Origin of the sequence: Achromobacter sp. Marseille-Q0513 (genome assembly GCF_018195695.1) — a bacterium.
GTDB lineage: Bacteria > Pseudomonadota > Gammaproteobacteria > Burkholderiales > Burkholderiaceae_B > Achromobacter.
The window spans coordinates 1-14,324 of record NZ_JAGTJY010000165.1; the positions used below are offsets into that span (position 1 = coordinate 1).

The 14,324-nt window shown below is 67.5% G+C and carries 13 protein-coding genes; 9 read left to right on the plus strand and 4 right to left on the minus strand.

Going from position 1 to position 14,324, the window contains the following annotated elements; genetic code table 11:
• Positions 1-1,527, plus strand: a 1,527-nt coding sequence (locus KDH83_RS24400) for a DHA2 family efflux MFS transporter permease subunit (protein WP_212320603.1), incomplete at its 5' end; no start/stop codon positions are given.
• Positions 1,528-1,659: 132 nt separating this feature from the next.
• Here the strand turns inward: KDH83_RS24400 and KDH83_RS24405 are convergent.
• The 3 genes from KDH83_RS24405 to KDH83_RS24415 all read right to left on the minus strand — a co-directional run bounded on the left by KDH83_RS24405 (position 1,660) and on the right by KDH83_RS24415 (position 5,458).
• Positions 1,660-2,658, minus strand: a complete 999-nt coding sequence (locus tag KDH83_RS24405) for a hypothetical protein (RefSeq protein WP_349291664.1) — start codon at positions 2,656-2,658, stop codon at positions 1,660-1,662.
• Positions 2,659-2,679: 21 nt separating this feature from the next.
• A complete protein-coding gene (locus tag KDH83_RS24410; RefSeq protein ID WP_212320604.1) occupies positions 2,680-3,747 on the minus strand; it encodes a tartrate dehydrogenase in 1,068 nt (355 codons plus the stop codon).
• Positions 3,748-3,934: 187 nt separating this feature from the next.
• The gene (locus tag KDH83_RS24415; protein WP_212320605.1) at positions 3,935-5,458 is read right to left on the minus strand and encodes a helicase HerA-like C-terminal domain-containing protein; all 1,524 of its coding nucleotides are present in this window, start codon (positions 5,456-5,458) and stop codon (positions 3,935-3,937) included.
• 157 nt (positions 5,459-5,615) lie between these two features.
• On the opposite strand from KDH83_RS24415, the gene KDH83_RS24420 reads away from it, so the two are divergent.
• From KDH83_RS24420 to KDH83_RS24450, 7 genes are all read left to right on the plus strand, one after another.
• On the plus strand, positions 5,616-6,347 hold the full coding sequence (locus KDH83_RS24420) for a YebC/PmpR family DNA-binding transcriptional regulator (RefSeq protein WP_103275398.1): 732 nt from the start codon (positions 5,616-5,618) through the stop codon (positions 6,345-6,347).
• 30 nt (positions 6,348-6,377) lie between these two features.
• Complete coding sequence (gene purD, locus KDH83_RS24425; RefSeq protein ID WP_212320606.1) at positions 6,378-7,679, plus strand: phosphoribosylamine--glycine ligase; 1,302 nt, start codon at positions 6,378-6,380, stop codon at positions 7,677-7,679.
• Positions 7,676-8,587 (plus strand): oxygen-dependent coproporphyrinogen oxidase, encoded by a 912-nt coding sequence (hemF, locus tag KDH83_RS24430; RefSeq protein ID WP_212320607.1) that lies wholly within the window; start codon positions 7,676-7,678, stop codon positions 8,585-8,587. The genes purD and hemF overlap by 4 nt, the downstream gene beginning before the upstream one ends.
• Complete coding sequence (nadD, locus tag KDH83_RS24435; RefSeq protein WP_212320608.1) at positions 8,584-9,171, plus strand: nicotinate (nicotinamide) nucleotide adenylyltransferase; 588 nt, start codon at positions 8,584-8,586, stop codon at positions 9,169-9,171. The genes hemF and nadD overlap by 4 nt, the downstream gene beginning before the upstream one ends.
• 74 nt (positions 9,172-9,245) lie before the next feature.
• A complete protein-coding gene (gene rsfS, locus KDH83_RS24440; RefSeq protein WP_212320609.1) occupies positions 9,246-9,650 on the plus strand; it encodes a ribosome silencing factor in 405 nt (134 codons plus the stop codon).
• A 7-nt stretch (positions 9,651-9,657) separates the two neighbouring features.
• Entirely contained in the window at positions 9,658-10,128 is a 471-nt protein-coding gene (rlmH, locus tag KDH83_RS24445) for a 23S rRNA (pseudouridine(1915)-N(3))-methyltransferase RlmH (RefSeq protein WP_212320610.1), read from the plus strand.
• 22 nt (positions 10,129-10,150) lie between these two features.
• Entirely contained in the window at positions 10,151-10,774 is a 624-nt protein-coding gene (locus KDH83_RS24450) for a nucleoside triphosphate pyrophosphatase (RefSeq protein WP_212320611.1), read from the plus strand.
• Between the two features lie 4 nt (positions 10,775-10,778).
• On the opposite strand, the gene KDH83_RS24455 is transcribed toward KDH83_RS24450, so the two are convergent.
• Positions 10,779-12,143 (minus strand): dicarboxylate/amino acid:cation symporter, encoded by a 1,365-nt coding sequence (locus tag KDH83_RS24455; RefSeq protein ID WP_212320612.1) that lies wholly within the window; start codon positions 12,141-12,143, stop codon positions 10,779-10,781.
• Between the two features lie 290 nt (positions 12,144-12,433).
• On the opposite strand from KDH83_RS24455, the gene KDH83_RS24460 reads away from it, so the two are divergent.
• The coding region (locus tag KDH83_RS24460; protein WP_249205325.1) for an ATP-binding protein at positions 12,434-14,324 on the plus strand (1,891 nt) is incomplete at its 3' end.

The following is a 14,324-nucleotide window of genomic DNA, read 5'->3' on the forward strand; positions in this document are numbered from 1 at the left end:
ACCCGCATCATCGGGTCCATCGCGCTGTCCACGGCGGTGTTCATGAACGTGCTGGACACCTCGATCGCCAACGTGTCCATTCCCACCATCTCGGGCGACCTGGGCGTGAGCACCAGCCAAGGCACCTGGGTGATCACGTCCTTCGCGGTGGCCAATGCCATCACGGTGCCCCTGACCGGCTGGCTCACGCAGCGCTTCGGCCAGGTGCGGCTGTTCCTGATGTCGACCTTGCTGTTCGTGCTGGCCTCGTGGCTCTGCGGCTTTTCGCCGTCGCTGGAGGCGCTGATCGCCTTTCGCGTGCTGCAGGGCGCCGTCGCCGGCCCGATGATCCCGCTGTCGCAGGCGCTGATGCTCGCGAGCTTCCCGAAGTCGAAGGCCGGCATGGCGCTGGCGGTCTGGTCCATGACCACGCTGGTGGCGCCGGTGGCCGGGCCCTTGCTGGGCGGCTGGATTTCCGACAACTACACCTGGCCCTGGATCTTCTACATCAACGTGCCGGTCGGCCTGCTGGCCGCCTGGATCAGTTGGCGCATCTACCGCGACCGCGAGTCGCCCACGCGCAAGCTGCCCATCGACAAGCTGGGGCTGATCCTGCTGGTGGTGTGGGTCGGCGCGCTGCAGATCATGCTGGACAAGGGCAAGGAACTGGACTGGTTCGCCAGCCCCACCATCCTGATCCTGGCGGCGGTGGCGGTCGTGGCCTTCGTGTTCTTCCTGATCTGGGAACTGACCGACGCGCACCCCGTGGTGGACCTGCGCCTGTTCAAGGTGCGCAATTTCACCGTCGGCTCGCTGACGCTGGCCGTGGCCTACGGCGTGTTCTTCGGCAACGTGGTGCTGCTGCCGCTCTGGCTGCAAAGCAACATGGGCTACACGGCCACCTACGCCGGCCTGGTCACCGCGCCGGTCGGACTGCTGGCCATCCTGTTGACGCCGGTCGTGGGCAAGATGCTGGCCACCCGGGATCCGCGCCAGATCGTCACCGTGGCCTTCCTGATCTTCGCGCTGGTGTGCTTCATGCGGTCGGGCTTCAATACCCAGACCGACGTGCGCACGCTGATGACGCCGACCATCATCCAGGGCGCGGCCATGGCAGCCTTCTTCGTGCCGCTGACCTCGATCACGCTGTCCAGCATCGAGCCCTGGCGCATCCCGGCGGCGTCGGGCCTGTCGAACTTCCTGCGCCTGACGGCGGGGGCCTTCGGCACCTCGATCGCCACCACGCTATGGGAAAACCGCGCCACGATGCATCACGCGCAGCTGACGGAAATCGCCCGGCCGGGACAAGCGGCCTTCGATCAGACGGTCGGCACGCTGCAGAACGGGCTGGGCGTATCACACGCGCAGGCGCTGACGCTGGTGGACCGGATGATCAACACGCAGGCCTTCACCATGTCCGCGGTGGACGTGTTCTATGGCTCGGCGGTGATTTTCCTGCTGCTGACCGGCCTGGTCTGGTTCGCCCGGCCCAAGTCCGCGAAGGCGGGCGGCGGCGGCGCGGCGGAAGCGGCGGCGGGGGCTCACTAAGCTTGGCTGGCTGCCACCGCATCACTTGAGCATGACCGGATCCGCCCTTGTGGCGGGTCCATTGCCCCGCGAACCGCGAATTGGCGCGTTCCCCACCCGCAGCGTCCGGGGCCAGCGCCAGAACAACGCGCGCTAGACGGTCTCGTTGCGCTCGTTGGAACAGGGTTTGAGCAACTCGCGCCAGTCTTTGCGCTCGATCACGTCCGCCGACAAGGCGCTGACGGAAGACAGATTGAATACCGATAGGCCACGCTCGCGCCAGCGTTGCGCCGCAAAGCGGAAGGACGGCTCGATCACGCCCTTGAAGTGCCGAGCCAATCGGCTGGCCTGCGGAGAATCCCCTTCGGCATAGAAGCGCAGGCCATTGTCCAACGTCAAGTCCAGGCCATGTACGTATACCGTGCGGGCGCCACTCGAAAGCAGCACCTGCAGCGCAGCATAGGCCACGGTATCCGCGTCGAATACGCCTTGGGCCACGTTGAAGCTGAATCCCAGGCCCTGTTCAGCGTCCAGCAGGTGCAGATCCGGACTGACTTGCGCCAGGCGGACCAGCGCCGCCGGCGCAGCGCGCCGCTCGTACGCTCGCTCCACCAGAAGCTCAATGATGCAGATCCGGCAGCGAATCAGATCCTCCGGCACACCTTGAACGATGTACCGCAGCACCTCCGGAGAAACGTACAGCGTCAGATCTCGCCCTACTATCTCACGCACCAGATCGATACGATCTCGCACGAAGTTCTGGTCAATGATGCAGTAGTACTTGAACGGCAGATCAAATTTTCCAGCGAGGGAAATCGCGCCATTCACTCCCATCGCACAGCGTATGTCCATCTGATCGTAGGCAATCTCCGCGACGGAGGGGCCACTCAGAATCAGATGAACGACCTCATCGGCAGAATCGTAGCCCTGCACCAACGGGGTAACAGGCACGGAACGGCCAAAAGCACGGAATCGGCTGATGGCCCCCGAATTGTCACGCCAGATGCGGACGAAAGGCCAGAGATGCCGGTTGTGTCGCTGATTGCGCGAGCGCAATATGCGAAATATCTTGCGCATGAACCAATCCGCCCGGCCACCACCTATGCGACCGGGCGAGACAGGCGTGATCGCATCCTCAATCTTCACGCTCACGCAATCCTTCTATATGAAAAATCAATGCGACGACACCAGTGCTGCGATCGCATCGCCGACTTCGGCAGTGGACGCATTGCCTTGCATGTCCCTCGTTCGGGGACCATCGGCCAGCACCGCTTCGATCGCTCCAACCACAACCGCTGACGCCTCCGGATAGCCCAGGAAATCCAGCATCAGCGCGCCGCTCCAGATCTGGCCGATCGGATTGGCGATGCCCTTGCCGTAGATGTCGGGCGCCGAGCCGTGCACGGGCTCGAACAGGGACGGGAACTTGCGTTCGGGATTCAGGTTGGCCGACGGCGCGATGCCGATGGTGCCCGTGCAGGCCGGCCCCAGGTCCGACAGGATATCGCCGAACAGGTTGGACGCCACCACGACGTCGAACCAGTCAGGGTGCTGCACGAAATGAGCACACAGTATATCGATATGGTACTTGTCCCAGCGCACGTCGGGATAGCTCTTGGCGATATCGGCCACGCGCTCGTCCCACCAGGGCATCGAGATGGAAATGCCGTTGGACTTGGTAGCCGCGGTCAGGTGCTTGCCGCGCTTCTGGGCCAGGTCGAACGCGAACTTCAGCACACGGTCGGCGCCAACACGGGTGAACACGCTTTCCTGGATCACCACCTCGCGCTCGGTGCCCTCGAACAGGCGACCGCCGCTATTGGAGTATTCGCCTTCGGTGTTTTCGCGGACGATGTAGAAATCGATCTCTCCGGGCTTGCGATTGGCCAGCGGCGAAGGCACGCCGGGCATCAGGCGCACCGGACGCAGATTGATGTACTGGTCGAATTCGCGGCGGAACTTGAACAGCGAACCCCACAGCGCCTCGTGGTCGGGCACCGTGGCCGGCCAGCCGATCGAGCCGAAGAAAATCGCTTCGTGCTGGCCGATCTGCGCGCGCCAGTCGTCCGGCATCATCTTGCCGTGCTTGGCGTAATAATCGCAGCTCCAGTCGAAGTGGTCCCACTGGAATCCGATGTCGAATCGCGCCGCGACCGCATCCAGCACTTTCAGGCCTTCGGGCACGACTTCCTTGCCTATGCCGTCTCCCGGAAGCACCGCAATTTTGTGTTTCTTAGCCACCAATTTTTTCCCTTTGATTCTCGGTATATACCGCCCAGGATCATAGGCATAAATTATAGTGGTGCAATACCCCCAGTTACAAAAACCCGGGGGCCTTACAGAGAGGCCGACCGCAAAAATCCCATTTCAGACCATTGCGTGTGACGGCACGTAGTCGTAAGCGGGTACGCGGTCACCCCTCATGACCTCAGCGGCGCCCTTTCGAGCCGAGCAGCGACCCCAGGATGCCTCGGGCCAGTTCCCGGGCGACCGTGCGCACGGTGCTCTTGGCCATGGTCTGGACCACGCCGTCGCGCTTGCCGCCCCGGGGGCCGGTGGATCCGAACAGCACTTCGTTCAAGCCCTGCATGAAGCCGCCTTCCTCGCTGCCCTGCGGCTGCCCGCCAGCGGGCGCTCCGGGCGCGGCGGCGCCGCCGTTTTGACCGACAGGGGCCGACGCCCGGCCCGCCAGCACTTCATAGGCGGATTCGCGGTCAATCGCCTGCTCGTACTTGGCCGACAAGGGATTGGCCCGCCGCAACGCCTGGCGCTCGGCATCGGTGGCCGGCCCGATGCGGCTGGCCGGCGGCACGATCCAGGCGCGCTCGGTGGGCTGGGGCCGCCCCTTGGCGTCCAGCAACGACACCAGGGCCTCGCCGACGCCCAGTTCGGTGATGGCGGCCTCGATATCCAGCCCGGGATTCGGGCGCATGGTCTGCGCCGCGGTCTTGACGGCCTTCTGGTCGCGCGGCGTGAAGGCGCGCAGCGCGTGCTGGACGCGGTTGCCCAGCTGTCCCAGCACCGTATCGGGGATGTCCAGCGGGTTCTGGGTGACGAAATACACCCCGACGCCCTTGGATCGGACCAGGCGGACCACCTGCTCGATCTTGGTCAGCAGGGCCTGTGGCGCATCGGTGAACAGCAGATGGGCCTCGTCGAAGAAGAAGACCAGCTTGGGCTGTTCCATGTCGCCCACTTCCGGCAGCTTCTCGTACAGGTCGCCCAGCAGCCAGAGCAGGAAGATCGCGTACAGGCGCGGCGCCTGCATGAGCTTGTCGGCGGCCAGCACGTTGACGATGCCGCGTCCCTGGGCGTCGGTGCGCATCAGGTCGGCCACATCGAGCATGGGCTCGCCGAAGAATTTCTCGGCGCCCTGCGACTCCAGCGTCAACAGGCTGCGCTGGATCGCGCCCACGCTGGCGGCCGACACATTGCCGTAACGGGTCTTGAGCTCGGCGCTGCGGTCGGCCACGTTCTGCAGCATGGCGCGCAGGTCCTTCAGGTCCAGCAGCAGCTGGCCCTCGTCGTCGGCGACCTTGAACACCAGCGCCAGCACGCCTTCCTGGGTGTCGTTCAGCTCCAGGATGCGCGCCAGCAGCAGCGGTCCCATGTCGGAGATGGTGGCCCGGACCGGCGCGCCCTGCTCGCCGAACACGTCCCACAGCGCCACCGGGCTGGCGGCCCAGGCCGGCTCGGCCAGGCCCAGGTTCTTGAGCCGTTCCTGCAGCTTGGGGCTGGCGGCGCCCGCCTGGGAGACGCCGGTCAGGTCGCCCTTGACGTCGGCCATGAACACCGGCGTGCCGATGCGGGAAAACGATTCCGCCAGCACCTGCAGGGTGACGGTCTTGCCGGTCCCGGTCGCGCCGGTGATGCAGCCATGCCGGTTCGCCAAGGCCGGCAGCAGGGCCAGTTCCGTCTGCGCGTTCTTGGCGATGAGGATGGGGTTGGGCATGGACGACTCCGGACCGGTTGAAACAGATGCCCAAGTGTAGAGCCTGCCGGCGGCCTTGTGCGCGTGGCCGGACGGACACAAGCGGCGGGCGGCCGGGCGCGCGCCCCGCCGGCACGGTAAAATGCTCGCCTTCAAAGACCTTTTATCCTGGAACGCTATGGCCGGACACAGCAAATGGGCCAATATTCAACACCGCAAGGGCCGTCAAGACGCCAAGCGGGGCAAGCTCTGGACCAAGATCATCCGTGAAATCACGGTGGCGGCCCGTGCCGGCGGCCCCGACCCGGACAGCAATCCGCGGCTGCGCATGGCCTGGGACAAGGCGACCGACGCCAACATGCCCAAGGACAACATCCAACGCGCCATCCAGCGCGGCGCCGGCGGCGCCGACGGCGAGGCCTACGAGGAAGTCCGCTACGAAGGCTACGGCATCGGCGGCGCGGCGGTGATCGTCGACTGCATGACCGACAACCGCACCCGCACCGTGGCCGAAGTGCGCCACGCCTTCGCCAAGAACGGCGGCAACCTGGGCCAGGAAGGCTCGGTCGCCTTCATGTTCAAGCATTGCGGCCAGTTCGTGTTCGCCCCCGGCACCCCGGAAGACAAGGTCATGGAAGCCGCCCTGGAAGCGGGCGCCGAGGACGTGACGACCGATGACGAAGGCGTGATCGAGGTGATCAGCGCGCCGGCCGACTACGCCGCCGTGCGCAAGGCCTTCGACGCCGCCGGCCTGAAGGCCGAGATGGACGGCATCGTCATGAAGGCCCTGAATGAAACCGAGCTGGCCGGGGAAGACGCCATCAAGATGCAGAAACTGCTCGACGCCCTGGAAGGCCTGGACGACGTGCAGGAAGTCTATACGACCGTCGTTTTCGACGAAGCGCAGTAAGCCGCAAGCAACCTTCAGAACCACGCAATAATGAAACTCCTGGTAATTGGCTCGGGCGGCCGCGAACATGCCCTCGCATGGCGGCTGGCCCGCTCCCCGCGCGTACACAAGGTCTACGTCGCGCCGGGCAACGGCGGCACGCAGCGCGCCGAGCAGATGGAAAACATCGCGCTCACCAATGCCGAGGAGCTGGCCGATTTCGTCCAGCGCGAAGGCATCGCGCTGACCGTGGTCGGCCCCGAGGCGCCGCTGGCGGCCGGCGTCGTCGACGTGTTCCGCGCGCGCGGCCTGAAGATCTTCGGCCCCACCAAGGCCGCGGCTCAGCTGGAAAGCTCGAAGGACTACGCCAAGGCCTTCATGGTCCGCCACAACATCCCGACGGCGCGCTACGAGACCTTCACCGACCCGGCCCGCGCGCATGCCTACATCGACGCGGAAGGCGCCCCCATCGTCATCAAGGCCGACGGCCTGGCCGCCGGCAAGGGCGTGGTGGTCGCGGCGACGCTGGAAGAGGCCCACGCGGCGGTCGACGCCATGCTGGGCGACGGCTCCATGGGCGAGGCCGGCGCGCGCGTCGTGATCGAGGAATGCCTGGTCGGCGAGGAAGCCAGCTTCATCGTCATGTGCGACGGCCGCAACGTGCTGGCGCTGGCCACCAGCCAGGACCACAAGCGCCTGCAGGACGGCGACCAGGGCCCCAACACCGGCGGCATGGGCGCCTATTCGCCCGCCCCCATCGTCACGCCCGAGCTGCACCACCGCATCATGCGCGAGATCATCCTGCCGACCGTGCAGGGCATGACGCGCGACGGCATCCCGTACACCGGCTTCCTGTACGCCGGCCTGATGATCGCCCCCGGCGATGATCCGGACCGCGCCATCAAGACGCTGGAATTCAACTGCCGCATGGGCGACCCGGAAACCCAGCCCATCATGATGCGCGTCAAGAGCGACCTGCTCGACGCGCTGGAGCACGCGGTAGACGGCACGCTGGACCAGGCCGACATCACCTGGGACCGCCGCACGGCCCTGGGCGTGGTGCTGGCCTCGCACAACTACCCCAATACGCCGCGCACCGGCGACGCCATCAAGGGCCTGCCGGCCGACGCCGAGGACTGCATGGTGTTCCATGCCGCCACGCGCCTGGAAGGCGAGGAAGTCCAGACCACCGGCGGCCGCGTGCTGTGCGTGACGGCGCTGGGCGACTCGGTCAAGATGGCGCGCGACCGCGCGTACGAAGCGATCGACGGCATCCACTTCGACGGCCGCCAGTACCGCAGCGACATCGGCTGGCGCGCGCTCAAGCCCTCCCAGCAGAAAACCGGCCGATGAGCGCCCTGCCCGTCACCGAGGTCCGGGACTACCTGACCGGCCTGCAATCCCGCATCGTCGGCGCGCTGGAAGACGCGGAGGGCGCCGCCTTCCGCAGCGATTCCTGGACCCGCGCCGAAGGCGGCGGCGGGCTGTCGCGCCTGCTCGAGGGCGGCGCGCTGTTCGAGCGCGCCGGCGTGCTGTTCAGCCACGTCAAGGGCTCGCAGTTGCCGCCGTCGGCCAGCGCCCACCGGCCCGAGCTGGCCGGCCGCCCCTGGGAAGCCATGGGCGTGTCCATGGTGCTGCATCCGCGCAACCCCTATGTGCCGACCACGCACATGAACGTGCGCATGTTCCTGGCCGCGGCCCGTCCCGGCCACGACGAAAGCGACGTTTTCTGGTTCGGCGGCGGCATCGACCTGACGCCGTACTACCCGTTCGAGGAAGACGCCCGCCATTTCCACGCAACCTGTCGGGACGCGCTGGCGCCACACGGCGCGGACTACTATCCGCGCTACAAGCGCTGGTGCGACGAGTACTTCTTCCTGAAGCACCGCAACGAGACGCGCGGCGTCGGCGGCATCTTCTACGATGATCTCAACGCGCCCGGCTTCGACGCCTCGTTCGCGCTGACGCGCTCGGTCGGCGACGCCTTCCTGCCGGGCTACATGCCCATCGTCGAACGCCGCCGCGGCCTGGCCTACGGCGAGCGCGAGCGCGACTTCCAGGCCTACCGGCGCGGCCGCTACGTCGAATTCAACCTGGTGTTCGACCGTGGCACGCTGTTCGGCCTGCAATCGGGCGGACGCACGGAATCCATCCTGCTGTCCATGCCGCCCATGGCACATTGGCGCTACGACTGGCAGCCGCAGGCGGGCACGCCCGAGGCCGAGCTGGCGGCCTACCTGACGCCGCGGGACTGGGCGTGAAACGCATCGGGCTCCTGGGCGGCAGTTTCGACCCCGTCCATGTGGCGCACGTGGCGCTGGCGCAAAGCGCGCTGTCGGCGCTGGCGCTGGAGCAGGTGCAACTGATCCCCACCGCCAATCCCTGGCAGCGCGAGGCGCTGCAAGCGACGCCGGCGCAGCGCCTCGACATGCTGGCGCTGGCCATCGCGGACCAGCCCGGCCTGGCCGTCAACCCCATCGAAATCGAGCGGGGCGGCGCCACCTACACCATCGACACCCTGCGCGCCCTGCCCGGCGATGCCCGCTACGTCTGGCTGCTGGGCGCGGACCAGCTGGCCAACTTCTGCACCTGGCGCGCCTGGGACGAAATCGCCGAGCGCGTGGACATGGCCGTGGCGGTCCGTCCCGGCACGCCGCTGGCGCCGCCCGCCGAACTGGCGGCGCGCCTGCGGGAGCTGGGTCGCGGGCTGCAATCCCTGCCCTTCGCGCCCATGGCCGTGTCCGCCTCGGAAATCCGCCGCCGCCTGGCCGCGGGCGAATCCACCGCGGGCATGCTGGCCGAACCCGTGGCCGCGTATATTGCGGCGCACAATCTCTACCGATAACCCTCACGCCCGCCGGGCGCGCCCACCGTGAATATCGGTTCCGGCCGTCCGCCCGCGGGTTATTATTCGCAGCTATGGATATACAGAAACTCCAACGCGCCGTCATCGATGCCCTCGAAGACGTCAAGGCGCAAGACATCAAAGTCTTCAACACCACGCACCTCACCAGCCTGTTCGACCGGGTGGTGATCGCCAGCGCAACCTCCAACCGGCAAACCCGCGCCCTGGCGTCCAGCGTCGCCGACCGTGGCCGCGCCATGGACCTGTCCGGCATCACCATCGAAGGCGAAGACACCGGCGAGTGGGTCGTGGTCGACCTGGGCGACGTGGTCGTGCACATCATGCAGCCTGCCATCCGTCAGTACTACAACCTGGAAGAGATCTGGGGCGGCAAGCCGGTGCGCGTCAAGCTGCTGCCGGAATCCACCCGCGTCGCCCCCGTCGCCGGCGACAGCGCCTACGACGGCGTGGACGACTGAGTCCGCTGTGAAACTCATCGTCGCGGCCGTCGGCACGCGCATGCCCGACTGGGTCGAGACTGCCTGGAACGATTACGCCAAGCGGCTGCCGCCGGACTGCGCGCTGGAACTGCGCGAAATCAAGCCCGAGCCGCGCACCAGCGGCAAGACGCCGGCGCAGATGATGGCGGCGGAAGCCAAGCGCATCGATGCCGCCCTGCCCCCGGGCGCGCTGCGCCTGGCGCTCGACGAGCGCGGCCGCGACCTGACCACGGTCGCGCTGTCGCAAAAGCTGGAGCAATGGCGCGCAAGTGGCCAGGACGTGGCCTTCCTGGTGGGCGGCCCCGACGGCCTGGACGCCGACCTGAAGGCGTCCTGCGGCGGGCAGATCCGCCTGTCGTCGCTGACTCTGCCGCACCCCATGGTGCGGGTGGTCCTGGCCGAGCAGCTCTACCGCGCCTGGGCCATCATGACCAACCATCCTTACCACCGCGCCTGACTCCGGGCGCGGCCAGCCCCGCATGGACCTGACCACGACTTCCGGCGCGCCCGCGCGCATCTACCTGGCGTCCGCCAGCCCCCGCCGCCGCGAGCTGCTGACCCAGATGGGCGTGGTGCACGAGGTGCTGCAGGTGCCGGCCCCGCCCGGCGAGGACGAACCCCAGCACGCGGGCGAAAGCGCCGCCGACTATGTGGTCCGCACCGCCAGGGAAAAGGCCCTGCGCGGACGCGACTGGATGCAGGCCCAGGGCCTGGCGCCGCTGCCCCTGCTGTCGGCCGACACCACGGTGATCCTGGCGGGCGCCGTGCTCGGCAAGCCGGCCGACCGCGCCGACGCCGAACGCATCCTGCGCGCCCTGTCCGGCGCCACGCACGAGGTCCGCACCGCGGTGGCCCTGTGGACCGGCGACGGCCTGCGGGAAGCCGTGTCGGTCACGCAAGTCCGCATGCGCGCGCTGGACGCGGAAGACATCGCGCGCTATTGCGACAGCGGCGAGCCCTATGGCAAGGCCGGCGCCTATGGCGTCCAGGGATTGGCCGGCGCCTTCGTCGCCAGCCTGTCGGGCAGCTATACCGGCGTGATGGGCCTGCCGGTATTCGAGACCGCGGCATTGCTGCGCGCGGTCGGCATCCGCATTCCCTGACCCGTCAGCCCTGCTGCGCTGGTACGGGCGCCGACACCGCCAGGCTCTGGCCTTGCTGCGAAGGCGCTTCGCCGGGCGACGGCAGGTCCTGGCCGTCCAGCGCCCGTTGCAGCTGCTCGCGGTCGAGTTCGCCTTCCCAGCGCGCCACCACCACGGCGGCCGTGGCATTGCCGACCAGATTGGTCAGCGCGCGGCATTCGGACATGAAACGGTCCACGCCCAGGATCAGCGCCATGCCTGCGACCGGCACGCTGGGCACCACCGACAGCGTGGCCGCCAGCGTGATGAAGCCCGCGCCCGTCACGCCCGCCGCGCCCTTGGAGCTCAGCATCGCCACCAGCAACAGCAGTATCTGGTCGGGCAGCGACAGCGGAATGTCGCAGGCCTGCGCGATGAACAGCGCCGCCATGGTCATGTAGATATTGGTGCCGTCCAGGTTGAACGAATAGCCGGTCGGCACCACCAGCCCGACCACGGACTTCGAACACCCGGCCTTTTCCATCTTCTGCATCAGCGTCGGCAGCGCGGCTTCCGACGAGCTCGTGCCCAGCACCAGCAGCAGTTCTTCGCGGATGTAGCGCACCAGCTTCAGGATGGAAAAGCCGTTGTAGCGCGCCACCGCGCCCAGCACGATCACCACGAACAGCACCGAGGTGGCGTAGAACGTGCCCACCAGCATGGCCAGGTTGACCACCGACTTGATGCCGTACTTGCCGATGGTGAAGGCCATGGCGCCGAACGCGCCGATGGGCGCCGCCTTCATCAGGATGGCGACCAGTTTGAAGATGGGCTGGGCCAGCGCCGTCAGGAAGCTCAGCACCGGCTTGCCGCGCTCGCCGACCTGCGCCAGCGCGATGCCGAACAACACCGCCACGAACAGCACCTGCAGGATGTCCCCGCCGACGAAGGGACTGAAGATGGTCGTCGGGATGATGTTCATCAGGAAGCCGGTGATGGTCGAGTCATGGGCCTTGGCCACATAGCCCGACACCGCCTTGGCGTCCAGCGTCTTGGGGTCGATGTGCATGCCGGCGCCCGGCTGCACGATGTGGCTGACCACCATGCCGACCACCAGGGCCAGCGTCGAGAACACCAGGAAGTACAGCATGGCCTTGCCCGCCACGCGGCCGACCTTCTTCAGGTCGCTCATGGCGGCGATGCCGGTGGCCACGGTCAGGAAGATGACGGGCGCGATGATCATCTTCACCAGCTTGATGAAGCCATCGCCCAGCGGTTGCATGGACTGTCCCAGTTCAGGCTTGTAGTGGCCGAGCAGCATGCCGACCACGATGGCGAAAAGCACCTGCACGTACAGGACTTGATAGAACTTCAGCTTGCGCGCGGGCGCGCCTTGATCAGTGTCGATCATGGGTTTTGTCCCCACCAGGGCCCCAGCTCCGCGCGATTCAGCAGCGCGGGCGTCGGGGCGTTATCTCTTTTATGGCCGCCCCGCATGGCAAGGCGGCCGATTTCACCGCGCGGACGCGCCACGGGCTTGTCCTTTCCTATGCAAACGGCATGCCAACCCGCCCGGGAACACAAAAATCCTCCAACCCATTGAAAAACCACGACTTTCATTTTTTAAAATGAACATCGGCGGATCCTGCCTGCGAAAGTCCGCACAAGCCAGGGATAAAATGTGCGAAAAACCGCACAACCATGTCCGATCCCGCCCCCTCCCCACGCATCGAGCCGCCCGCCAGCAAGCCGGGCATGGGCTGGCCCGCGCGCATCATGCTGGCGCTGCTGCTCATCGGCGCCATCTTCGCCGTGCTGCATCTGGCCACCCGCTGGGCGCGCGAAGGCGCCCTGCGGGAGGCGGCCCAGCTGGCGCGCAACGCCAGCCAGATCAACGCGGCCCTGTTGCGCAACAACCTGGACAAATTCCGCGCGCTGCCTTTCGTGCTGACGCGCGACGTGGACCTGCGCGCGGCGTTGCAGGATCCGGTGCCGGCCCAGATCGGGCCGCTCGATGAAAAACTCGAGGCCCTGAGCCGCGGCGTGGGCGCGGCGGCCATCTACGTGCTGGACCGCACGGGCTACGCCATCGCCGCCAGCAACTGGCGCGAGCCGGCCAGCTTCGAGGGCGTGGACTATCAGTTCCGGCCGTATTTCCGCGGCGCGGTCGCGCACGGCTCGGCCGAGCACTTCGCGCTCGGCACCATCAGCCACGAAGCCGGCCTGTACCTGTCCCGCCGCGTCGACGCGCCGGATGGCGGCATGCTCGGCGTGGTGGTGCTGAAGGTGGATTTCCGCGAGCTGGAGGCCGACTGGCGCCAGTCCAACGCGCCGATCTTCGTCACCGACGAACACGGCGTGGTCCTGCTGGGCAGCCTGCCCCAATGGCGCTTCGACGTGCTGGCGCCGCTGTCCGAAGAACTGGCGCAGCGGCTGCGCACGAGCCTGCAATTCGGCGACGCCCGCTTCCAGTCCGTGCCGATCAGCCCGCCGCTGCAGGCCAGCAGCGCGGGAACGCTGGTGCGCGCGGACGTAGCGCTGCCGCAGATTCCGGCCGGCTCGCCGCTGCTACACACCACGCTACCCATCACCGAATCGCCGGGATGGACGCTACACCTGCTGTCGCCGGTGCAGTCCGCGCTGAACCGCGCCAGCGCCAATGCCCAGCTGGGCGCGCTGCTGGCGCAGAGCCTGCTGGCCGCCATCGTCGGCGTGCTGCTCTATCGCCGGCACCGCAGCCATGAACACACCCGGCAACAGGCCGCCATCCGCCAGCAGCTCGCGGACCAGGTGCACGAACGCACGGCGCAGCTGCGGTTGGCCAACGACCGGCTGCTCGGCGAAATGGACGAACGCCAACGCGCCCAGGCGCGGCTGCACACGCTGCAGGACGAACTGGTCCAGGCCAGCAAGCTGGCCCTGCTGGGACAGGTGGCCGCCGGCGTCGCGCACGAAATCAACCAGCCGGTCGCCGCCATCCGGAGCTACGCGGACAATGCCGCCGAATTCCTGCGCCGCCAGGATCCGGACACCGCGCGCGAAAACCTGGAATCCATCGCCTCGCTCACGGAACGCATCGGCCATATCACCGGCGAGCTGCGCGCCTTCTCACGCAAGGCCAGCACACAGGTCGCGCCGATCAGCCTGGGCGCGGCGCTGGACGGCGCGCTCCTGCTGGCCGGCCCGCGCGCCGCGCGGCAAGGCGTGGCGCTGCATCGGCCGGCCGCCGGCCAGGATGCGCGCGTGCTGGCCGACCGCATCCGGCTGGAACAGGTGCTGGTCAATCTGCTGCAGAACGCGCTGGACGCGCTGGACGGCCGGCCCGGCGGCCGCATCACCCTGGCCCTGCGCGACCAGGGCGAGCGGGTGCAGCTCTATTTCCACGACAACGGGCCGGGCCTGAGCGCCGAGGCGCTGGCCGGCCTGTTCACGCCGTTCCACACCACCAAGCCCGAGGGCCTGGGACTGGGGCTGGTGATCTCCCGCGACATCGTCGCCGAATTCGGCGGCGAGCTGCGCGCAGCAGACGCCACGGACCCGGAGTTCCCCGCGCCCCACGGCCCCGGACGCGGCGCCCTGTTCATCCTGACGC